This window comes from Aurantimonas sp. A3-2-R12 (assembly GCF_036016755.1).
GTDB lineage: Bacteria > Pseudomonadota > Alphaproteobacteria > Rhizobiales > Rhizobiaceae > Aurantimonas > Aurantimonas coralicida_A.
Genome location: NZ_JAYXIH010000025.1, coordinates 34,944 through 56,130, shown reverse-complemented (window position 1 = coordinate 56,130; position 21,187 = coordinate 34,944). Strand labels below are relative to the sequence as shown.

General features: G+C 64.3%; 24 protein-coding genes and 1 pseudogene. 12 read left to right on the top strand and 13 right to left on the bottom strand.

Annotated elements, in window-relative coordinates; translation table 11 throughout:
* Positions 1–26 precede the first annotated feature (26 nt).
* The 4 genes and pseudogenes from VSX60_RS14040 to VSX60_RS14025 all read right to left on the bottom strand — a co-directional run.
* Positions 27–236, bottom strand: a pseudogene (locus VSX60_RS14040) (hypothetical protein); the annotation flags it as partial.
* Positions 237–368: 132 nt separating this feature from the next.
* Positions 369–2,879 (bottom strand): glycoside hydrolase family 65 protein, encoded by a 2,511-nt coding sequence (locus tag VSX60_RS14035; RefSeq protein ID WP_327624847.1) that lies wholly within the window; start codon positions 2,877–2,879, stop codon positions 369–371.
* Complete coding sequence (locus tag VSX60_RS14030; RefSeq protein ID WP_327624846.1) at positions 2,869–3,711, bottom strand: HAD family hydrolase; 843 nt, start codon at positions 3,709–3,711, stop codon at positions 2,869–2,871. The genes VSX60_RS14035 and VSX60_RS14030 overlap by 11 nt, the downstream gene beginning before the upstream one ends.
* 307 nt (positions 3,712–4,018) lie before the next feature.
* Entirely contained in the window at positions 4,019–4,681 is a 663-nt protein-coding gene (locus VSX60_RS14025) for an RNA polymerase sigma factor (protein ID WP_327624845.1), read from the bottom strand.
* 338 nt (positions 4,682–5,019) lie between these two features.
* On the opposite strand from VSX60_RS14025, the gene pyrE reads away from it, so the two are divergent.
* The 6 genes from pyrE (at position 5,020) to recO (ending at position 9,645) form a co-directional block, all read left to right on the top strand.
* Positions 5,020–5,598, top strand: a complete 579-nt coding sequence (pyrE, locus tag VSX60_RS14020) for an orotate phosphoribosyltransferase (RefSeq protein WP_327624844.1) — start codon at positions 5,020–5,022, stop codon at positions 5,596–5,598.
* Between the two features lie 111 nt (positions 5,599–5,709).
* The gene (locus VSX60_RS14015; RefSeq protein WP_442873102.1) at positions 5,710–6,339 is read left to right on the top strand and encodes a DUF2062 domain-containing protein; all 630 of its coding nucleotides are present in this window, start codon (positions 5,710–5,712) and stop codon (positions 6,337–6,339) included.
* Between the two features lie 88 nt (positions 6,340–6,427).
* Positions 6,428–7,165 carry a signal peptidase I gene (gene lepB / locus VSX60_RS14010; protein ID WP_327624842.1) on the top strand — a complete coding sequence of 246 codons (738 nt, stop codon included), beginning with the start codon at positions 6,428–6,430 and terminating at the stop codon, positions 7,163–7,165.
* Positions 7,153–7,863, top strand: a complete 711-nt coding sequence (gene rnc / locus VSX60_RS14005) for a ribonuclease III (RefSeq protein ID WP_327624841.1) — start codon at positions 7,153–7,155, stop codon at positions 7,861–7,863. The genes lepB and rnc overlap by 13 nt, the downstream gene beginning before the upstream one ends.
* Entirely contained in the window at positions 7,860–8,810 is a 951-nt protein-coding gene (gene era, locus VSX60_RS14000; protein WP_327624840.1) for a GTPase Era, read from the top strand. Before rnc ends, era begins: the two co-directional genes overlap by 4 nt.
* A gap of 97 nt (positions 8,811–8,907) precedes the next feature.
* Positions 8,908–9,645, top strand: a complete 738-nt coding sequence (recO, locus tag VSX60_RS13995) for a DNA repair protein RecO (protein WP_327624839.1) — start codon at positions 8,908–8,910, stop codon at positions 9,643–9,645.
* 12 nt (positions 9,646–9,657) lie between these two features.
* Here recO and VSX60_RS13990 read toward each other — a convergent pair whose 3' ends face one another.
* Entirely contained in the window at positions 9,658–10,887 is a 1,230-nt protein-coding gene (locus tag VSX60_RS13990; RefSeq protein ID WP_327624838.1) for an MFS transporter, read from the bottom strand.
* A 402-nt stretch (positions 10,888–11,289) separates the two neighbouring features.
* Between VSX60_RS13990 and VSX60_RS13985 the strand changes: the two genes are divergently transcribed.
* From VSX60_RS13985 to panB, 3 genes are all read left to right on the top strand, one after another.
* Entirely contained in the window at positions 11,290–11,631 is a 342-nt protein-coding gene (locus VSX60_RS13985; protein WP_327624837.1) for a type II toxin-antitoxin system PemK/MazF family toxin, read from the top strand.
* Positions 11,632–11,719: 88 nt separating this feature from the next.
* Positions 11,720–12,601 (top strand): pantoate--beta-alanine ligase, encoded by an 882-nt coding sequence (gene panC / locus VSX60_RS13980; protein ID WP_327624835.1) that lies wholly within the window; start codon positions 11,720–11,722, stop codon positions 12,599–12,601.
* Positions 12,598–13,416 (top strand): 3-methyl-2-oxobutanoate hydroxymethyltransferase, encoded by an 819-nt coding sequence (gene panB / locus VSX60_RS13975; RefSeq protein WP_327624834.1) that lies wholly within the window; start codon positions 12,598–12,600, stop codon positions 13,414–13,416. The genes panC and panB overlap by 4 nt, the downstream gene beginning before the upstream one ends.
* Before the next feature lie 51 nt (positions 13,417–13,467).
* Here the strand turns inward: panB and VSX60_RS13970 are convergent, their stop codons facing one another.
* Genes VSX60_RS13970 through ygfZ form a run of 3 tightly spaced genes read right to left on the bottom strand, consistent with a single transcriptional unit; the run spans position 13,468 to position 15,523 of the window.
* Complete coding sequence (locus VSX60_RS13970; protein WP_327624833.1) at positions 13,468–13,983, bottom strand: tyrosine phosphatase family protein; 516 nt, start codon at positions 13,981–13,983, stop codon at positions 13,468–13,470.
* A 32-nt stretch (positions 13,984–14,015) separates the two neighbouring features.
* Positions 14,016–14,657, bottom strand: coding sequence for an HD family hydrolase (locus VSX60_RS13965; RefSeq protein ID WP_327624832.1), 642 nt, complete (start codon positions 14,655–14,657; stop codon positions 14,016–14,018).
* Positions 14,654–15,523, bottom strand: coding sequence for a CAF17-like 4Fe-4S cluster assembly/insertion protein YgfZ (gene ygfZ / locus VSX60_RS13960; protein ID WP_327624831.1), 870 nt, complete (start codon positions 15,521–15,523; stop codon positions 14,654–14,656). The genes VSX60_RS13965 and ygfZ overlap by 4 nt, the downstream gene beginning before the upstream one ends.
* Before the next feature lie 75 nt (positions 15,524–15,598).
* Between ygfZ and VSX60_RS13955 the strand changes: the two genes are divergently transcribed.
* Positions 15,599–16,945, top strand: coding sequence for a dihydroorotase (locus VSX60_RS13955; RefSeq protein WP_327624830.1), 1,347 nt, complete (start codon positions 15,599–15,601; stop codon positions 16,943–16,945).
* A 46-nt stretch (positions 16,946–16,991) separates the two neighbouring features.
* On the opposite strand, the gene VSX60_RS13950 is transcribed toward VSX60_RS13955, so the two are convergent.
* From VSX60_RS13950 to VSX60_RS13935, 4 genes are all read right to left on the bottom strand, one after another.
* Positions 16,992–17,789, bottom strand: coding sequence for a hypothetical protein (locus VSX60_RS13950; RefSeq protein WP_327624829.1), 798 nt, complete (start codon positions 17,787–17,789; stop codon positions 16,992–16,994).
* 89 nt (positions 17,790–17,878) lie between these two features.
* On the bottom strand, positions 17,879–18,139 hold the full coding sequence (locus VSX60_RS13945) for a hypothetical protein (protein WP_206453373.1): 261 nt from the start codon (positions 18,137–18,139) through the stop codon (positions 17,879–17,881).
* A gap of 104 nt (positions 18,140–18,243) precedes the next feature.
* Positions 18,244–18,702 carry a TIGR02301 family protein gene (locus tag VSX60_RS13940; protein ID WP_327624828.1) on the bottom strand — a complete coding sequence of 153 codons (459 nt, stop codon included), beginning with the start codon at positions 18,700–18,702 and terminating at the stop codon, positions 18,244–18,246.
* 145 nt (positions 18,703–18,847) lie between these two features.
* Positions 18,848–19,276 (bottom strand): NUDIX domain-containing protein, encoded by a 429-nt coding sequence (locus tag VSX60_RS13935; RefSeq protein ID WP_327624827.1) that lies wholly within the window; start codon positions 19,274–19,276, stop codon positions 18,848–18,850.
* A gap of 48 nt (positions 19,277–19,324) precedes the next feature.
* On the opposite strand from VSX60_RS13935, the gene VSX60_RS13930 reads away from it, so the two are divergent.
* Entirely contained in the window at positions 19,325–20,104 is a 780-nt protein-coding gene (locus VSX60_RS13930) for an SOS response-associated peptidase (RefSeq protein WP_327624826.1), read from the top strand.
* Positions 20,105–20,144: 40 nt separating this feature from the next.
* Complete coding sequence (locus VSX60_RS13925) at positions 20,145–20,765, top strand: LysE/ArgO family amino acid transporter (protein WP_327624825.1); 621 nt, start codon at positions 20,145–20,147, stop codon at positions 20,763–20,765.
* 4 nt (positions 20,766–20,769) lie between these two features.
* On the opposite strand, the gene VSX60_RS13920 is transcribed toward VSX60_RS13925, so the two are convergent.
* Entirely contained in the window at positions 20,770–20,943 is a 174-nt protein-coding gene (locus tag VSX60_RS13920; RefSeq protein WP_327624824.1) for a hypothetical protein, read from the bottom strand.
* Between the last annotated feature and the right edge of the window lie 244 nt (positions 20,944–21,187).

The window sequence follows — 21,187 nt, the reverse complement described above, 5'->3', positions numbered from 1 at the left end:
CCCATGGCCGTCTCCGGCATCGGATCTGATGGCCACATCCAGTCGCGGATTTCGGGCATGCCTTCGCCCTTGTCGACGATATAGGCGCGATGCGTCGCAAGTCGCTGGCGAAATTGCTGGATCGCTTCCTCGCCCGCTGCTCCGCCGCGATCCGGCAGCCGCTCGATGGCGGTGATCGCCAGATGGAAGCGATCCAATTCGTTGAGCACGACCATGTCGAAGGGCGTCGTCGTCGTATGGACTTGCCGCGCGAAAGTGGAGAGCAGTTTTCCTTCGCAAAGGCGGGGAGAGGAGAACCAGGTCGTGCGAGCCCTTCAACGTCTCGAAGAAGGAAATCTCACGGGATTCTGCTTCGAATACGACGAACTTCATTGCTGTGTGTCTCCGGGATGTTCTGACGCGGTCGTTGCATCGACGTCCGGCCGGTCATCCGGATCGGGTACCCCCGCTAGCGAGACTGGCCGCCAGCCGCCATGGGTGACCTCGCAGGAAAATTCCAGGACGGCGCCGGCCTTGAACGGATACACTTGGTTTCGGACGCCGATTTTTCCCGGGCCGTGCCATCCATGTGGCGCGGAGACGGTCAGTCTGTCGCAGCCGACATCGAGATAGAGCCAATCGCCCCGATAGAGCAGCTTCAGGCGCAAGCGTTGCAGCTTCGTCGGTAGGCATGGGCTGATCCACAGCGTGTCGTCGCGAAATTCCAGCGCCGTCTGGCCACGCTCGACGAGGTCGACGGTGCCGGCCATTGCACCGAGATGGATACCCTCGGCGGTCGTGCCGCCCTGGATGTCGGAGATATCGCTTTCGAGGGCCGTCACGAAGAGATCCCAGGATCGGCTCCGGTCGCCGCGAGCGAGGACCCATGATTGAACGACCCGGCTCAGCGTCGAGCCGTCCGATGTGCGCCGGACGTAGTAATCGATATTTTTTTGGATCGCGTCCGGCTCGAACGGATAGCCGAGCGACGTGATCAGTTCGTGCAGTTCGTCGTAGGAGAACAGGTAGAACAGCATCAGGACGTCGGGCTGCTTCGAGGCCTTGTAGCGGTTGACGGTGTCGCCTTCCGCTTCCAGGATTCGGTCGAGCCGGTGAATGTCGGAATATTTCTCGCGATAGACCTCCCAGTCGAGCTCCTCAAGTTCCCCGTAGCCTTCGAACGGGGCGATAATCCCGTCCTTGAGGAACACCAGCCGCATCTTGCGGGCGATGTCGTTCCAGTGGTTGGTTTCTTCGGTTGTTAGCCCAAGCAGGTGTTCGAGTTCGCGACGGCGTTCGACCCCGACGTGATCGAGAACCTCCGCGGCGCGGCGCAGAACCCAGACCGCCATCACATTGGTGTAGGCGTTGTTGTCGAGGCCGGGCGTGTCTCGCCACGGATAGCGGTCGTGGAACTCGTCCGGTCCCATCACGCCGCCAATCTGGTAGCGGCCGGAGGCTTCGTCGTAGGTCGCGATACTCGCCCAGAAGCGGGCGATTTCGATCAGCATCTCGGCGCCGTACCAGGACAGGAACGCAAGATCCCCGGTCGTCTGCCAGTAGCGCCAGACATTGCACGCCACGGCGGCGCTGACATGGCGCTGAAGATGGGTGTTGTCGGGTGTCCAGCGTCCGGAACGCGGGTTGAGATGCAGGGTCTGGGTTTCCTCGCGCCCGCTCGAGCCGCTCTGCCAAGGATACATCGCGCCGCGGTAACCTGCCCCGCGCGCCAGCCGACGTGCTTCGGGCAGCCGCCGATAGCGGTAGAGCAAGAGCGCCCGGCTGATTTCCGGCAGGTGAAAGTTCAGGTACGGCAGGATGAACAGCTCGTCCCAGAAAATATGCCCCCGATAGGCTTCGCCGTGCAAGCCGCGCGCCGGCACACCGGCATCGAGATCAACCGTGTTGGGGGAGACCGTCTGTAGAAGGTGGAAGACATGCAGCCGCAGGATCATCTGCGTGCGCGAGCCCTGATCGATGGCGATGTCGCAGCGGTTCCATAAAGCGCGCCATGCACGCCTGTGAGATTCCAGAAGCATGTCGAAGCGCTCGGCTTGTTCAAGCGCCTTTATCGCGGCCTGGCGCGGCTCGGAGATCGCCCGGTCCCGCGAGGTGAAGACCGCCACCGTCTTCTCGATCGTGACGGAACTTCCTTCCGCGACCGCGAATCTCAGTTCCTGTCCGACATAGCCCTCTTCCTCGTGGCTCTCGCACGCGACGGTGAGCAGATCGTCGCCCTCGAAAATCCGTGTGCGCGCCGCTTCCGCGATCCGCAGGCGCGACTGGCTCGTCTCGGCGGTGAGCAGCATGCCGTCATCTCCCAGCACTTGCGTCTCAAGCGGCACGAGGTGCTTGCTGGCGAGTGGGCCATAGCGCTCGACGCCGCCATTGATGACGCGCCCGTCCAGGGCGGTCCGCACGACAAGCTGGCCCGACCAATTCTCCGGGAGTAGCGTGATCGCGATCGCCGCCAGATGCGGTCGTCCCATGTGGACCAGCCTGCGGCTGAGGAGGGACGTTTCGCGGCCATGGTCGTCGCGGATACGCACCTTGCGTTCGAGTACGCCGCCGCCGAGATCGAGCTCTTGCCGATAGGCGAGGATTTCGACGCGCCGCAGGTTGATCCAGTCGCCGTCCTCGGGGCGAAAGCGCAGTGGCAGCCAGTTCGGCAGATTGACGAGGTCCTCGTTCTCGACCATGCGGCCGGCGATGTCGGTGGACAAGCGGTTATAGCCGCCGGCAAGATAGGTGCCGGGGTAGTGGACATCGTCGGCCGCGCTCTCGTCCGCCGCGCCGCGTGTCGCGAAATAGCCGTTGCCGAGCGTACAGAGCGCCTCGCGGAGACCTTCCTGCGCCGGCTCGAAGCCCTCATACACGAGCGTCCAGCGGCTATCGGCCATCGCGCCGCTCCATCGATGTGGGCCCCGCCGATGGCATGGGGGACGGCAGATGCAAGGCGGCGAGGTCGGCTACGACCATGTCGGCGCCGGCCTTGCGCAGGGCCGCTGCCTGATCCGCCCGGTCGACACCCACAACCAGGCCGAAGCTGCCGGCGCGACCGGCCTGGACGCCGCTGATCGCATCCTCTAACACCGCGGCCCGTTTCGGCGGAACGCCGAGCGCCTTGGCGGCGGCGAGGAAGATGTCGGGCCGCGGCTTTCCCTTCAGGTCGAGCTGGTGTGCGTCGGTGCCGTCCACACAGACGTCGAAGAGATCCGTGAGCCCGGCGGCGGCGAGGACGGCACGAGCGTTGCGGCTGGACGAGACGAGCGCCGTCTTGACGCCGCGTGCGCGCAGCTCGCGGATTAGCGCCACGCTGCTCTCGAAGACTTCGACGCCGTCTTTCTCCAAACTCTTATGAAAATACTGATTCTTGCGGTTGCCGAGTCCGGAGATGGTTTCACGATCGGGCGGATCTGTGGCCGCGCCAGGGGGAAGCGCGATGCCACGCGATTGCAGAAAGCTCTCTATCCCGTCATAGCGCGGCTTGCCGTCGACATAGCGCCGGTAATCGTCATCGAGAAATGGGCGGAACGGCGCTCCTGTCGCTCCAGCCCGCCGCTTCAGATACTCGTCGAACAGGCGCTTCCAGGCGGCAGCGTGGACGCGGGCTGTCCGCGTGACCACACCGTCGAGATCGAAGATCGCGGCGTCAAAATCCTCGACCCGCCAGGCGGCGTCTTCACGTCGCGGACTTTGCGCATAGCCCATCGTGTCGACCTTCTTTTCCATGCCAATGACCCTTGCGGCAAACGCAGGAAACGACGTCGAATGCGTCGACGCGTGATGTCTCTTGCTAGCCTTTGGTTCACAACAGACGGAACACCATGCGCGGCGTTACAGCACTTTCGACAGACCAGCAGTCATGTCGGCGCCGAGGCCTCTCTTGCCCAAATGACACACAGTCGCGATCGTCGGACACCGGGCTTCCCCACGTGCAGACACCTCAACGACCGGGCCCAAAGCACCGATCGGCGGACACAGCTCCGCGATGAGGCATTCGACGCGGTATTATGGCCGAAGCAGGCGATCCAATCGGTCAGGAAAAGGCGACTTGGCTCATCTCTGTCGCACCAGTCGAGTGGTGGCGGTCGCCGCATGTGCAACTGTTGAAACCATGTTCGCAACAGCTGCCGCAGCATTCGTACATTGCTTCGCGCAAAGCTTGGCGTGCTCGATGCAGCCGGACTCTGGCGTTTCCAGGTGTAATGCCGAGATTCGCTACGGTCTTTTCGCGGGGTTCGTCCGATAAATCGTCCCGTTGCAGGATCACCGCATAGTCCGGCCGCAACGCGGGGAGGAGTTCGCGAAAACATTCGCAAGGGATATCTTCGAGATCGATTTCGTCAGGATTTTCGCTCAGCGTGGTCTGCTCCCGCGCATAGCTGCCTTCCCGCCGCCGTCGCGCGGCCTCCCGTCGGTAGTGATCCGTGAGGGCAGACCGCAGCACCGTATAAAGCCAAGCAATCACGCCTTCACTCTTTCTGAGGTCGACGCTGCTGGAAACTACCCGCAAGCAGAAGTTCTGAAGCACGTCCTCCGCCGTATCCCTGTCCCCGAGGCGGCGCAGGAGATAGCGCAGAAACTCACCACGATGATCAGCCAGCGCAGCGGTAACGACCGGCATTACCGGCACATAAGCATCATTGGGCTGAACCGGCTTCACATTGGGTGCGAGACTTCGGCGATCCGCTGCGAACATCTTCCAAAGCCTTTCCTGATTTGCTGCGTCGGGAGGACAGGGTCGTTTCCCGCTTCAGTCGCTAAGAAACAGCGCTTAAAAAACGATCCGGCCTTTTTCTATGGTCGCGCACGCAGTCCGAGCGCCAATTTGAGATCAATCATGCAAGAAGTGCGCGCAGGCGGCTTTGATCTTGATCAAGACCACCGGCCGCATCGGAAAAAAATTGGTAAAAGGTGTTGCGGACTCCTCGTAGGTTCGAGCCCTACACCAGCCACCAAATTATCCCTCCATTTGTCTGTATGATGTTCTCCTGATAGGCGGCAGCGGGAATTGGCCGAATACGGAGCAGCGGCGATATGACCAGCGACGACGTGCTTGCGATCTTTCGCGAGGCCGGAGCCTATCTCGAAGGCCATTTCATCCTGACGTCCGGCCTGCGCAGTCCAGTATTTCTGCAGAAGGCCAGGGTGTTCATGCATCCGCCTTTGACCGAGCGTTTGTGCCGTGCCCTGGCCGAGCGGATTCGGGCGGACGTCCCTGGACGCATCGACTACGTCGTCGGGCCGGCGATCGGCGGGCTGATTCCGGCCTATGAGACGTCACGGCATCTCGGCGTGCCGGCAGTATGGGTCGAGCGGGAAGGCGGGGTCTTCAAGCTCCGCCGGTTCGAGGTGCCGCGCGGCTCCCGCGTCGTGGTGGTGGAGGACATCGTCACAACCGGGCTGTCGATTCGCGAGACCATCGCGTGCCTGGAGGATCTGGGAATAGAGGTCGCGGCGGCGGCCTGCATCATCGATCGTTCCGCCGGTAAAGCCGATGTCGGCGTGCCGCTGGTCGCACTGGCCGAACATGCGGTCCCGGCCTATCCGGCCGATGCGCTGCCGCCCGAACTCGCCGCAATTCCGCCAGTCAAGCCCGGTAGCCGGACGCTCTGAACCGCGACCATGGCCGGTGCTCGTCAAGCCGTTTACGGAATGTCGGCATCAGGTCCTATATAGGTTGTGGACCATGGCCGGTGCGCCGGCGAGATGAGGAATGCGACGGGCATGCTGTTCGGGCGACGCCATCCGGAAAAGTTTGGATCGAAGCTTCGTACGCTGCTTTGGCCGCGCCGCTCGTTCTCGCGCTCGTTCCGTTACCTGCAGAAGCGTGTTCTGCGGCTCAATGCGACGCCGCACGCCATTGCCGCCGGCTTCGCCGCGGGGGTCTTTTCATCCTTCACACCCTTCATCGGCTTCCACTTCCTGCTCGCCTTCGCGCTCGCCTATGTGGTCGCCGGCAACATGGCGTCGGCGGCGCTCGGAACGGCGGTCGGCAACCCGCTGAGCTTTCCGTTCATCTGGGGCGCGACCTATGAAATCGGGCAGTTCTTCCTGACCTCGCGGACGATCGATGGAACGGCGCCCTCGGGGATTGGCCGCGCCTTGACGCATATGGATTTCGCCTCGATCTGGACGCCCATCGTCAAGCCGATGCTCGTCGGCGGGATTCCCCTCGGCACCGCTGCCGGGTTGCTGGCATACGGGCTGGTGTTCGCCGCGGCGCGCAGCTTTCAAAAACACCGCACGCGGCGCATTCTGGAAGGGCGGCCGCCGGCCAGACCACTTCGGAGTGCCGAGAAGGCTCAACGCTCGGTCACGGCGGGGGGAAGCCTGCGCATCTCCGACGAAGTTTAACAATTCAGTGCATTGCTCCGGTGAAAGCGAGCCGATAGAAGGCGCCGAGCGACGTTTTGCGGCGCGAAACGGCAATGAAGGGCAGGGCATGGTCGACGAGGCCGAACGGGCGGAACAAGGCGGCGGCTTCGGCGAAACCGTCAAGGTCATCGTGCAGGCGCTGCTTTTGGCGCTGATCATCCGCACGTTCCTGTTCCAGCCATTCTCGATTCCCTCCGGCTCGATGATGCCGACGCTTTTGGTGGGCGACTACCTCTTCGTCTCCAAATGGAGCTACGGCTTCTCGAAATATTCGATCCCGTTCTCGCCGCCGCTGTTCGAGGGCCGGTTGCTCGGCTCCGCGCCGGATCGGGGTGATGTCGTCGTCTTCCGCAAGCCACGCGAGGAGGACACCGATTATATCAAGCGGTTGATCGGTCTGCCGGGCGATCGCATCCAGGTCCGCGATGGCGTGCTCTCCATCAACGGCAAACCGGTACCGCGCGAAGTGGTGGGCGAGTTCGTCGCCGACGACGGCACCGCCGTGCCGCAATATCGCGAGACGCTGCCCAATGGCGTCTCCTATCTGACGCTTGATCTCAGCCCGAGCTCGGCCGGCGACAACACCCGCGAATTCGTGGTGCCGGACGGGCATTATTTCATGATGGGTGACAACCGCGACAACTCGCTGGATAGCCGGTTCGACGTCGGTTACGTTCCCTTCGAGAATTTGGTCGGCAAGGCGCAGGTGATCTTCTTCTCCGTCCAGGATGACGTGTCGCCGCTCGAAATCTGGAAATGGCCGACGGATTTGCGTCCGAGCCGCATTCTGACATGGCTAAGCTGAAAGCCGACAAGTCGCTCGACGAGCTCGAACGCCGGCTCGGCATTCGATTTCGCGAGCGCGCGCGGTTCGAGCGCGCGCTCACCCATTCGAGCCTGCGGCCCTCCGGTGGCAACGACCGCAGCTACGAGCGGCTGGAATTTCTCGGCGATCGGGTGCTCGGCCTTGTGATCGCCGAAAAGCTGTTCGAAATGTTTCCCAGTGCCGACGAAGGCGAGCTGTCGTTGCGGCTGAATTCCCTGGTCAGCGCCGAGACCTGCGCCGAAATCGCCGATGAACTCGGACTCTACGAATTCGTCCGACATGGCGGCGATCTGAAGAAGCTGAAGGGCGAGCGGACGCGGAGCATCCGCGCCGATCTCGTCGAGTCGCTGATCGCGGCGATCTATCTCGGCGAAGGGCTGGAGACGGCGCGCGGCTTCATCATCGCCCATTGGGCGGGGCGTCTCGATGACGCGGGAAGCGCCCGGCGCGATCCGAAGACGGCGCTGCAGGAATGGGCCCATACCCGCGGGCCGGAGACACCGCGCTACGACATCGTGGAACGGTCCGGCCCCGACCACGATCCGGTGTTCACCGTCCGCGTCACCGTCCCCGGTGTCGAGACGGCGGACGGCCAAGGACGCTCGAAGCGAATTGCCGAACAGGAGGCCGCCACCGCGGTCCTTATCCGCGAATCTGTCTGGAAGGATGACAATTGACCGACCAAGACGACCAGACCCACGACACCGCGGTCCCGGCCGAGGGCGCTCTCGCGCCGACCCGCTCGGGCTTCGTGGCGCTGCTCGGCGCGCCCAATGCCGGCAAGTCGACGCTGGTCAATCAGCTTGTCGGCACCAAGGTCTCGATCGTCACGCACAAGGTGCAGACGACACGGGCGCTGGTGCGTGGCATCGCCATCCGCGACCGCACCCAGATCGTCTTCGTCGACACGCCGGGCGTGTTCGCGCCGAAGCGGCGGCTCGACCGGGCGATGGTGCGGACCGCCTGGTCCGGTGCCAGGGACGCCGATATCGTGCTCGCTATCATCGATGCCGACCGGGGCATCAGCGAGGACGTGGAGACGATCCTGGAGCGGCTGAAAACCGTCGATCAGCCGAAGGTGCTCTTGCTCAACAAGGTCGATCGCATGAAACGCGACCGCCTGCTGGGGTTGACCAAGGAGATTTCGGAGCGCGGCGATTTCGCCGAAATCTTCATGATCTCGGCGCTCAACGGCTCGGGTTGCGACGATCTGATGACCTATCTGGCCCGCGCGCTGCCGGAAGGCCCGTGGTATTATCCCGAAGACCAGATCACCGATCTGCCGCTACGCCAGCTCGCGGCCGAGATCACCCGCGAAAAGCTCTTCCTGCGACTGCATCAGGAACTGCCCTATTCGTCCCATGTCGAAACCGAATTGTGGGAAGCGCGCAAGGACGGGTCGGTGCGTATCGAGCAGACGATCTATGTCGAGCGCGACAGCCAGAAGCGCATCGTCATCGGTCACAATGGCGAGACCATCAAGGCGATCGGCCAGGCGGCGCGCAAGGAGATCATGGAGGCCGCCGACCAGACGGTTCACCTGTTCCTTTTCGTCAAGGTCCGCGAAAACTGGGGCGATGACCCGGAGCGCTATCGCGAGATGGGGCTGACTTTCGAGAAATAGTCAGCGCGATCGCCGACATCGGATTGCCACCGGATTTCGGGTGCTATCCGATCCGGCGCGTCGGCGCCGGTCCAAGCGGGAAGGGACGCGGTTTCCCATGGAATGGCGTGAGGATGCGATCGTGTTGGGCGTGCGCCGACATGGCGAGACCAGCGTCATCGCCGAGGTGATGACCCGTGAGCGTGGCCGCCATCTCGGTCTCGTGCGCGGCGGGCGCTCGCGCAAGCAGCAGCCGATGCTCCAACCCGGCAATTCCGTCGCTATCCACTGGCGCGCCCGGCTCGACGAGCATATGGGCACCTTCCGCATCGAACCGCTGGAACTTCGCGCGGCGCGGCTGATGGAAAACGGCATCGGCCTCAACGGTGTCCAGCTTGTCGCCGCGCATCTGCGCCTGCTCGCCGAGCGCGACCCGCACGCAAGGCTCTATGACGGACTGGCAGTGATCGTCGATCATCTGGACGAGCCGGACAAGGCGGCGGAATTGATGCTGCGGTTCGAGATCGCACTCTTGGAAGAACTCGGCTTCGGCCTTGACCTGGAGCGTTGCGCGGCGACCGGGCGGCGGGACGATCTCGCCTATGTCTCGCCGAAGACCGGCCGGGCGGTCAGCCGGGGCGCTGGCGAGCCGTGGCGCGACAAACTGTTGCCTCTCCCCGCTTTTCTCATTGAAAGCGACACGGCGTGCGACCCGCAAAGCCTCGTCGACGGGTTTCGCATGACCGGCTATTTCCTCTCGCGGCATGTGTTCGAGCCGCGCGGCCTTGCCGAGCCGCTCTCCCGAGCGGGGTTCCTGGCCGCCATCGAGAAAATCCGCGCCCGAACAAACGCCTGATCGAACGCCGTCTTATGCCGGCAGCAATTCGCGCTCCACCGGCGCCTCACGGATCGGCCAGTGGACGACCGCCGCGATCAGGCCGAGGATGACGCCGAGCCACCAGACCGGATCGTAGGAGCCCATCGCGACGTAGAGATAGCCGCCGAGCCAGACGCCGAGAAACGAGCCGATCTGGTGCGACAAGAAGACCAGCCCGCCGAGCAGTCCCAGATAGCGGGTGCCGAACATGATCGCCACGAGCGCATTGGTCGGCGGCACCGTCGACAACCACAACAGCCCCATCACCGTGGAGAAGACGACGACCGTCGCCGGCGTCTGCGGCGTCAGCAGGAAGATGGTCACCGCGATCGAGCGGCCGATATAGATCAGCGCGAGGAAATGCGGCTTGGAATAGCGCTGGCCGATCAGGCCCGAGCCGATCGAGCCGATGATGTTGAAGAAGCCGATCAGGGAGAGCGCCGTCACCGCCCAGACCGGCGCCATGCCGAGGTCGGCGATATAGGCCGGAAAATGCGCGGTGATGAAGGCGACCTGAAAGCCGCAGACGAAGAAGCCGGTGGTCAAAAGCAGATAGCTCTTGGTCGCGAAAGCCTCGCGCAGCGCCGCGCCCATGGTCTGCTCCACCTCTGCCTGGAGGTTGCCGGAGGTGCGGCTATTGCCGCGCAAGGCATAAGCGAACAGTGGCACCAGCAGCATCATGGCCGACAGGATGAGCAGCGAATCGGACCAGCCATAGCTGTCGATCAGTGCCTGGCTGAGTGGCGCGAACAGGAACATGCCGGCCGAGCCCGCGGCGGTGCCGAGGCCGAAGACGAAGGAGCGCTGCTCGGGCGACACCCGCCGCGCGAAGGCCGCCAGCACGATGCCGAATGAGCCGGCGGCGACGCCAAGCCCGACAAGGACGCCGGAACCGATGGTCAGCCAGAACGGCGTCGGGGCGATGGCGGTGACACCGAGCCCGGCGGCGTAGAGAAACCCTGATAGAATCAGCACCCTGCCGGTGCCGAATCGGTCAGCGATGGCGCCGAAGATCGGTTGCCCCGCGCCCCAGAAGAGGTTCTGGATGGCGATCGCGATGGCGAAATCCTCGCGGCTCCAGCCATGCTCGGCGAGCATCGGAATCTGGAAGAAGCCGATTGCCGAGCGGGGACCGAAGGTCAACAGCGCGATGGCGCAACCGGCGGCGATCGCGATCCATGGCGCCGTCGCACCCTTGGCGGTCGATGTGGTCGCGCTCATGCTTCCGGTCTCCGGTTCCGCTCACCGAGCGTTAGCATCCGGATCGAGCCCAAGGGAAACGCGTTTCGGTGATCGGTGTGATCATCAAAGGGAATGCAGGCGGTCCCCCGGCGAATTGGCCGCAAGTTGATCTTGTAACGTAATTACGTTGTGATAACTTTGCTGCTATGGAAATTCGTCTGGTTCAGATCGGAAACTCGCGCGGCTTGCGCCTTCCCAAGAGCGTGATCGATGCCGTCGGGCTAACCGACAGGGCCGATCTTGCGATCGAAGATGGTGCCTTGGTCATACGGCCGCGTTCCCAGTCTTCGCGGAGTGGCTGGGCCGACGCCTTCGGGGAGCGGGGGGCCGAGATTTCGGAAGAAGATGCGACGTGGCTGGAAGCTGATCTCGAGGGGGTCGATGCCGATTGAGCGCGGCTACCCACGCCGCGGAGAGGTCTGGCTCGTGACTCTCGATCCGACCATTGGTTCCGAGATTCGAAAGACGCGACCGGCGGTGGTGGTATCCCCGGATGAAATGAACGGCGCGTTGTCGACGGCGATCGTCTGTCCGCTGACACCGCGGCTGCGGGGATGGCCGACGCGTATCGCCGTGACCTTCGATGGCCGTGACGGCGAAATCGCGGCGGACCAGATCCGAGCGGTCGATCATCGCCGGCTTGCCACGCGTCTCGGCACCCTCAGCGAAACGGATGCGCGTTCGCTCCAGGAGCGGCTCGTTCAAATGTTCGCTTTCGTTTGATTCGTCTCCATCATGGTTGGAACGCGGTTAAGCCTTCCACCGGAGGCCTCGGGTCGCTAAAAGATCCGCGACAGCCGAGGAGGGGCGCTTGCAGTTGTTCGAACGGATCGCGCCGCTACGTGCCGCGCTGAAGGCGCATCGCCTCGCCGGCGAGACGATCGGTGTCGTGCCAACCATGGGCTATCTGCACGCCGGGCATCTGAAGCTGGTCGAGCGGGCGGTGGCCGAGAACGACCGGGTCGTGGTCACCATCTTCGTCAACCCGACGCAGTTCGGTCCGAACGAGGATCTCGACGCCTATCCCCGCGATATCGAGAGCGATTTGGCGCAACTCGCGAATTTCCCGGTCGACTACGTCTTCGCGCCGCCCGTTGATGAGATGTATGGCCGGCCGATGCAGGCCTTCGTGGACCTGAAGCCGCTCGGCGACATCCTGATCGGCGAATTGCGCCCCGGCCATTTCCGGGGCGTGGCGACGGTCGTCACCAAGCTGTTCAACATCGTCCAGCCGGACCGGGCCTATTTCGGCGAGAAGGACTATCAGCAACTGACGATCATCCGGCGGATGGTCGCCGATCTGGAAATGCCGATCGAGATCGTCGCCGTGCCGACGGTGCGTGAAGCCGACGGTCTTGCCCTGTCGTCGCGCAATGTGCGCCTGTCGCCGGAGGAGCGCACAGCCGCGACGGTCCTGGCAAGCGCTCTCGACGAGGGCGAGAGATTGGTCGTTGGCGGCGAGCGCGATGCGGCGACGGTTCTCTCAGCCGTTCGGGTGATCATCGAAGCCGAGCCCCGCGCCGGTCTGCAGTCTCTCGATCTTCGCGACGCGGCGACGCTCGACGCCGTCGATCGGATCGGCGATCGGCCGGTGGTCCTGTTGGTCACGGCGCGGTTCGGCGAGGTGCTGTTGATCGATCAGCGCGTGGCCGCGCAGAAGAGCCGATCCGCCCAAACGGGAGAATGCGCATGAGTTCGCCGATCCGCACGACGCGCCTGACGGCACCGGAACTGCGTTCTCGCAAAGGTGCGACGCCGATCGTCGCCGTCACCGCCTACAACACGATCATGGCACGGCTCGTCGATCCGCATGTGGATTGCATCCTCGTCGGTGACAGCCTGGCGATGGTCGAGCACGGCATGGGGTCGACGCTCGGCGCGTCGCTGGAACTGATGATCGCCCATGGGCGGGCGGTGATGGCCGGCGCGTCCAAGGCGCTCGTCGTCGTCGACATGCCGTTCGGCAGCTACGAAGCGAGCCCGTCGGACGCCTTCCGCGCGGCCGTGCGAATGATGGCGGAGACCGGCTGCGGGGCGGTCAAGCTCGAAGGCGGCACCCGCATGGCTGAGACGATCGGTTTCCTGGCCGAGCGCGGGATTCCGGTGATGGCTCATGTCGGGCTGACACCGCAATCGGTAAACGCGCTCGGCGGCTTTCGCACGCAGGGACACGACGAATCCGGGCGCGAGCGGATTCTCGCCGACGCGCGGGCGGTCAGCGAGGCGGGGGCCTTCTCCGTCGTGCTGGAGGGAATCGTCGAGCCTTTGGCCGAGGCGATCACGCGGGATATCGCGACTCCGACCATCGGTATCGGCGCGGCCGCCGCCTGCGACGGGCAGATCCTCGTTCTGGAGGACATGCTGGGTCTGACCGAACGGGCGCCGCGCTTCGTCAAGCGCTACGCGGCCCTTGGGGAGGCTGTGGGCCAGGCGGTATCGAACTATGCCGACGAAGTTCGGGCGCGAGACTTTCCCGGACCGGATCACGTGTATCGGCCGCGGGGCTGAGGCAGGCCTTCTTCCTCGGTGACCTTCGGCGATAACGCTGGAGATCTGCCGCTAAAGCGTCAGCGGCAGAACGAAGGGCGTGCCGGAGAAGGCGTCTTCGCCGCGGCCGATGGCGTGAATTGCCTTGACCATCCGGCCGCCGCGTCCGAGCTTTTCGTCGGCCAGCGCGACGAGCCGCCGATTGGGTGTCGCGGACGGGGCGCGCCGCCGCAACTCCTGCGCCAGCGCGGCTTCCTCAAGATCCGGATTGATCGCCAGCGCCAGGATGAAGGCGGCGGCGGTGGAGCGGCTGATTCCGGCCCAGCAATGGATCGCCAGCGGCTTTTCGCGGTCCCAACGCCGTCCAAACACGAGCAGTTCGTCGATGTGGTCGACGGACGGCGCGATCATGCCCTCGATCGGCTCGGCGATGTCGTTGAAGCCGAGAAACAGATGACGCTCGGCGACAATGCCCGTCGGCCGAGGCACCGCCGTATCGGCATTGATCAGCGTCACGAGATCGCGCGCACCGTGCTGGGCGACGATGGCGGGAAGTTCGGCAAGGGAAGAGACCACGAGATAGGACATGCGCTGACATTATGTCCGGTGCCGTCGCGCTGTCACCCCCGCCTGACCGCTTTGCCAACAATCGACGTCGTCGCCGCGACTTCGGCATCGAGTTCGGCGAATCGCTGAAGGAAGGCCGCCTCTGTCGCCGCCGTCGGCACGGGCGCGAAATCATCAGGCTCGAACCGCGACGGTCCGGGCTTGCCGAAGAACGCCGCCGCTTCATGGGCTTCGAAGCCGGCGAGCAGTGTCGCCTCGAAATAGGCCGAGATCCGGTCGGCGGCCTTAATCGCCTTCTCGACCGGGGCGGGAAGCCTCGCCGGCAGACCGAAGCGCAGATGCACCGCCGCCTGGAGCCGCTTTTCGACCAGCTTGTAGTCGCCGCCCATGACGCTCTTGAACGGCGAGATCATGTCGCCGATGACATATTCTGGACCATCATGGAGAAGGGCCGCCAACCGCCAGCGCGGGTCGCTTTCTCCTCGCGCCACGATCGCTTCGACGATCAACGAATGCTGCGCGACGGAGAAGGCGTGATCGCCGCGCGTCTGGCCGTTCCAGCGGGCGACGCGGGCGAGGCCGTGGGCAATGTCCTCGATCTCGACGTCGAGCGGCGACGGGTCGAGCAGATCGAGCCGGCGGCCCGACAGCATCCGTTGCCAGACGCGCTTCGGCTTGGGTCCGATTCGGCTCATGCTTCGGTCCCGGTCCCGGTCCCGGACGCGGCCTGGTTGGGCTCCGGCAGGGAAAAGCCCGCCCAGGGCGGGATCGTCGCCGTCAGCGGGACTCCGTCGGAAGACAGCTTTTCGCCCTTCGCCAACATGTCCGCCAGCCGGTCGATCCGGACGAAGCCGAATCCGTCCGCGCCGGTCGTCGCCAGCACCGTTCCCACAGTCTTGCCGCCGGCCTCGATATTAGCGCCGGGGGTCAGATGCCGTTCGCCGGACAAGAGCATCAGGCGCCGCCGCGCGGTGCCGCGATGCTGCATCCGCGAGACCACCTCCTGGCCGACGAAGCAGCCCTTCTTGAAGGAGACGCCGCCGTTCTGATCGAGCAGCACGTCGTGAGGAAAGACATCGGAGCCGGGATAGTCGGTCTCGGCTTCGGCGACGCCGCTTCTGACGCGAAGCGCGTGATAGTCGTCCGGGCCCGCCGCTTGGATCCCTGCCGGCGCGTTGCCATAGCGACGGGCGACGTCTCCCTCCGGGAAGCGCCGGTCGACGAAGGAGCCGGCGAGGGCGGCATTTGCCTCGCCCCACAGCGCGAATACCGGCGTCGCTTCCGGCTCGATCGCGACCTTGCTGCGCAGGCGATACAATCCGAGACGCTTGGTCAGACCCGCCGCCGCGGCCAGGGCGCAGTCGAGGCGATAGCCGCCGTCGATTCGGCCGATCAAGAATTCGAACAGGATCTTGCCCTGCGGTGTCAAAAGCGCCGAGGGCCGCATCTCCGCCGCGCCGAGCTGGTCGAGGTCGGCGGTAACCAGCGTCTGAAGAAAATGATCGGCATCGTCCCCGGTGACGGCGAGAACGGTCCGCTCCGGCAATTGGGCGTAGGGCATGGGCGGCTCGCTTGTGTGATCCAGCTCAGTTACGTAAGCCGGACACGGCAGAGGGACAAGCACGGGATAGCATCGATGAGCACGACCGCCACGACCTACGAGACGGTTCTAAAGGGCGGCACGGTCGTCAATCAGGACGGCGCCGGCATCCGCGATATAGGGATCATAGAGGGACGGATCGCCGCGATCGGGACGATCGATCCCGGATCGGCCGGGACGGTGATCGATTGCACCGGCCTGCACGTTCTGCCGGGTGTCATCGACAGCCAGGTGCATTTTCGCGAACCCGGAGCCGAGCACAAGGAAGACCTCGAAACCGGATCGCGCGCCGCCGTCCTCGGGGGCGTGACCTGCGTCTTTGAAATGCCGAACACCAATCCGCTGACTACGAGCGAGGCGGCGCTCGCCGACAAGCTGCGTCGCGGTCGCCATCGGATGCATTGCGATTTCGCCTTCTGGGTCGGGGGAACGCGCGAGAACGCGGCGGAGGTTGCCGAACTGGAGCGGCTGCCGGGCGCCGCGGGCATCAAGGTGTTCATGGGCTCGTCGACCGGCTCGCTGCTGGTCGAGGACGACGACGGCGTCCGCGAGATCCTGAAACGCACGCGCCGGCGCGCCGCCTTCCACTCGGAGGACGAGTTCCGCCTGCGCGAGCGGGCGGCGCTGCGAATCGAGAACGATCCGGCGTCGCACCCGGTCTGGCGCGACGAAATCGCGGCGCTGCAATGCACCGAGCGGCTGGTGCGAATCGCCGAGGAAGAGGGCGCCCGCATCCATGTCCTGCATATTTCGACCGCAGAGGAGATCGCGTTTCTCGCCGGCCACAAGCGCAACGCCACCTGCGAGGCGACGCCGCATCATCTGACGATGACGGCGGACGATTATGCCCGCCTCGGCACCAAGCTGCAGATGAACCCGCCGGTGCGCGAGGCGCGGCACCGGGATGGAATCTGGCGAGGCGTCGCCGACGGCGTCGTCGACGTCCTCGGCTCGGACCACGCGCCGCACACGCTGGAGGAAAAGGCCAAGCCTTACCCGCAATCGCCCTCCGGCATGACCGGGGTTCAGACACTGGTGCCGATCATGCTCGATCACGTCGCCAACGGCCGGCTGTCTCTCGCCCGCTTCGTCGATCTAACCTCGGCCGGGCCGCAGCGCATCTTCGGCATAGCGGACAAGGGCCGGATCGCGCTCGGCTACGACGCCGATTTCACCATCGCCGATCTGAAGCGCCAGACGACGATCAGCGACGGCTGGATCGGCTCGCGCGCGCAATGGACGCCCTATGACGGCAAGCAGGTCACCGGCTGGCCCGTCGGCACGATGGTCCGTGGCCGCCGGGTCATGTGGGATGGCGATTTGGTCGAGAGCGCTACCGGCGAGCCGGTGGAATTCCTGGAAGCTCTGCCGGTGCGACGATAGGCGCGGCGCGCCTGGGGCGGGGCGGGAACCGCCGCCTCCACTGCGTTCAGTCGCCGGCGACGAAGAAGCTGAGTCGCCCGTCCGGCGAAATGCCGACGCGGTAGAAATTATAAGCGCCGAACTCCTTCATCGCCTCGTAGTCGCCGGCAGTAACGAGCTCGAACAGTTCGACCAATTGCGACTTCGACAGGCTGTCGATGGCAACCTGGGTAAAATACGGCCAGACATAGATCTCGTTGTCGGCGCCCGGTTCGACGCGGACGTGGCCAGCCTGGAGAATCTCTTGAAGAATCGCCAGAATTTCCAGACCTTCGCCATCGCCGGACGTCTGTTTTAGAAATTCAATCGGATCGCCGCCGACATCGCCGAAAGACAGAACCGTCCCGTCTTCGCCGGCCTCGATATAGGGGCGCAATTTCTCGATCTCGCCGGCCCTGGCGATCGCGATGAGTTTGGCGCGAAGGTCGCGCACCGGCGCGGGCAGCCCGTCGTCGCCATAGGCGATCTCGGTGGCGAGCGGAACCGCGAGCACCGTCTTCGCGTCGGCGGACGAAGGCTTCGATTTCAGATCGCCGCCGCTCTCGGGTTCCTCGGCGGGCGGCAATGGCGATTCGCCGTCGTCAGTGCGCTCGGGATCGGTATCGCTTGGGCTGTCGTCGCCGATCTGCGGCGCGGGCCTGTTCGCGTCGGCGTCCGCGGAGGGCAGCGGCGGTAACGGAACGACGAGGATTCCTTCCTTGGAATCCGATTGTCCCTCAGTCGGTTCGATCTGGGAGAAGGCCTGAGCATTGGCCGCTGCGAGCAGGGCCACGCCAAATGCGGCGACGCTGATGACAAGGTTCACGCGGCGCATCGGCTTGGCAAAACTTTCACTGCCTTCGAACGAGTGCCGGGACGCCGGCACGACAAAACGGTCGGGACGACCCTGCGCGTCTATTGGATGGTCCGGTTCGGCCGGAACTCGCCAAACTCGATTCGCTGGCGTAGCGCCTCGACCATTCCCAGGACGTCGTCCTCGCCATGCAGCCTGACAAGCTCGGTCAGCGCGGTCGTGATCGCGGTCTCCGCCAGGATCTCGGCCTCGATCCCGTCCGAGATGCCGTCGGCCCAGGCTTCGTTGTGATATTCGAAAGCGACTTGCTTTTTTTCGGCCTGGATCATCTCGTCCAGCTCGGCACCCTGCAAATCGATCATTGCGATCCCCTCAATTCCAGCCTTTCGGCTTCACGTCCCGTTAACGTCCTAACACGATCTCATTGCAAAAATCGAAGCCGTTTTCGAGGACCGTTAATCCGAGGTTAATTTCCGTACCTAGCGCCAATCTCGCGTGCGAGCGTCGCCCCCTCGCCCTGATAGCGATTGACCGCGACGCGAGCGGCCGGTGTGCAACTGCGGTAGGTCGATTCGAACGAGCGGTAGCCGCCGTTGAAACTCGCCACCAGATGCCTTCTGTCAGCGTCGTTGGGCGCTTGCGCCTCGATCAGTTCCCGCATTTTCTCCCGCCACACGGCGGCCTGAGGATCGTTGCAAAGCGTCCGCAGAAAATGCATCGACCCGAGAATCGAAGCGAGGCGGTTCAACGACTTCGTGTAGGGCGCGTCGATCGGCGCCACCGTCGCCGGAGTTTCCCCCGCGTCCACGACACCCTCTTCTTGCGCCGGCGTCTCGGTTGTCTGTGCGTGTAGGTCAGTGCCGCCGACGGAACCCAGAAGGACCGCCGCGATGGCGATGGCCGAGAAAGAAACACGCAGACGCATCGGAAATCTTTCAGCTCTCGTTAACGGATTTGCAAGGGTTGCCTCACAATGCCGGGCCTTATCCCGCAGCCTGCGCCATTCTGGCAACAACCAGAGGCGCCGCCGACGGCGAAAGTCTGCCGAAACCCGCTCGCTGGCCTCCCACTCAGTCCTTGACCAGTTGCTCCGCAGCGGCGCTCACGGCCTGCCAAAGGCCAGGCGTCGTTCGGCCGTCGGCGTCCGCTGCTGCGACCTCCGCCAAGCTCATCAGATACAGCGCAGCGGCGTCGTCCGCCGCTTGCATCGCCGCGTCCTCGGGAACCCGTCCACAGAAAACAGCGATCACGGCGTGAAATGCGTCGTCGATCGCCTCGTGCAGTCGCAAAAAGGTCAGCGGTCCGGCGATCACGCCGGTTTCCTCGGCCAGCTCGCGCCGGGCCGCGGCGTCGAGGCGCTCGCCCCACATCACCTTGCCGCCGGGCAGGCTCAGGCGACCGGCGAAAGGTGGCTGCCCCCGTTCCACCAGGAGAACGCGATCGCGACTCATCAGGCAGACGGAGACGCCGACAAGCGGGCGGGCAGGGGGGTTATCCATGGTGTCTCATTCCGATCCCCTTCCGTTGCCCGCGCACTTCTTGACTTCATGTCGTCGCTCCGGCTCAACAGCGCCATGTGCGGACGCTTTACCCTGACGGCAACCCCCGAGACGATAGCCGAAATGCTTGCGCTGGCGGAGATCGAGCCGTTTCCCCCGCGCTATAACATCGCGCCCACCCAGCCCATTCTGATCGCAATCGGCGGCCAGGAGGAGCGGCCGGGGGCGAATTTTCTTCATCGCACGGCGCTTCTCGCCCGTTGGGGGTTCATTCCCGCCTGGGTCAAGGATTGGCGGAGTTTTCCGCTGCTGTTCAACGCCCGGGCCGAGACGGCCGCCGAGAAGAATTCCTTTCGCGCGGCGATGCGATACCGCCGCTGCCTGATCCCCGCCAGCGGCTTCTACGAATGGCGGCGGCGCGGGAGGGCGAAATCCGAGGCCTATTTTCTGCGGCCCGGCGATGGCAGGCCCTTCTGCTTTGCGGGATTGATGGAAACCTGGCTTGGCGCCGACGGCAGCGAAGTCGACACCGCCGCGATCCTGACGACGGCCGCCAACCGGCGGATCGCGCAGATCCACGAGCGGATGCCGGTCGTCGTGGCGCCGGCTGACCACACACGCTGGCTGAACTGTCGGGACAACGACCCTGCGGCGGTCGCCGATATTCTGTATGCCGCCAACGACGATTTCTTCGACCCGGTGCGCGTGTCGGACCGCGTCAACGCAGTGGCGAATACCGATCCGGACATCCAGCGCCCGATCGCCGAGGCGGAACCGCTGAAAACCGGGGGAGACGCGGCGCTCGAGGTTCAGCGGAAACTGCTTTGACCGACTTCTTCCAAACGCAAACCGAGCGATACGGACAGCCATGACGGACCTTCTGCCGGCGTCCTTTGGCGGCTTTGCCCTCGGACTCGGGCTGATCGTGGCGATCGGCGCGCAGAACGCGTTCGTGCTCGAACGCGGGCTCGTGCGCAATCACGTCCTCGCCGTCGTGCTGGTCTGCAGTCTGTCGGATGCTGTGTTGATCGCCGCCGGCGTCGCCGGACTCGGCAGCCTGATCACCGGCGCGCCCGGTGTGGTCCGGTTCGTCACCTTCGCCGGCGCTGCGTTCCTGTACGTCTATGCGTTCCTCGCCCTGCGCCGTGCCTTCGACCGCAACGCCATGGCCGTGCGGGGCGGCCGGCTCATGAGCCTGCGCGCGGCGCTCGCGACGGTGCTCGGGCTGACATTCCTCAACCCGCATGTCTATCTGGATACGGTGGTTCTGCTGGGAAGCCTTTCGGCGCGATACGCAACGGGGGCGGAGAAAGCCGCCTATGCCGGCGGCGCGATGGCCGCCTCGCTCGTGTGGTTCGTGGCGCTTGGCTACGGCGCGCGATTGCTGGCACCGCTCTTTCGAAAACCCGCCGCATGGCGGATTTTGGACCTTTCGATCGCCGCTGTGATGGCGATGCTGGCAACCGGCCTGCTAGTTGGAGGCGGGTAACTCGTCAGCCGGCGTCTTTTTTAGCGTTCGAAGTGTCAGCCTTCGCCTGCTTCTGCTTGCAGCAGCCCTGGCTCGCCGCCGCAATCGCGGGGATGCCGATCTCGTGGTAGTTGCGCTCAAGATCTACGTCACGCTCGCGGTCGCTCTTGGAGCGAAATTGAATTGTCTCGGTTTTCATGGCCTCGATCCGTGGCTTGTTTGGACAGCTACAGGGCACCCCGATCGTGCCATTTTCAAGGGCAATGGCTAAGACGAACTTAACGCCCTAAGCCTTTGTCCTTCTTGACAATATGAAGTGATAATCCCGCCACAAGGCTGCGGTTCCAAAGCGGCATGAATTTTCCTGATTCCACTGGAAAATCGGACGATTGTTGCGCGGAACCTCACGGGCGATCACGGGACATTTGTCGCAGTCAGACAAG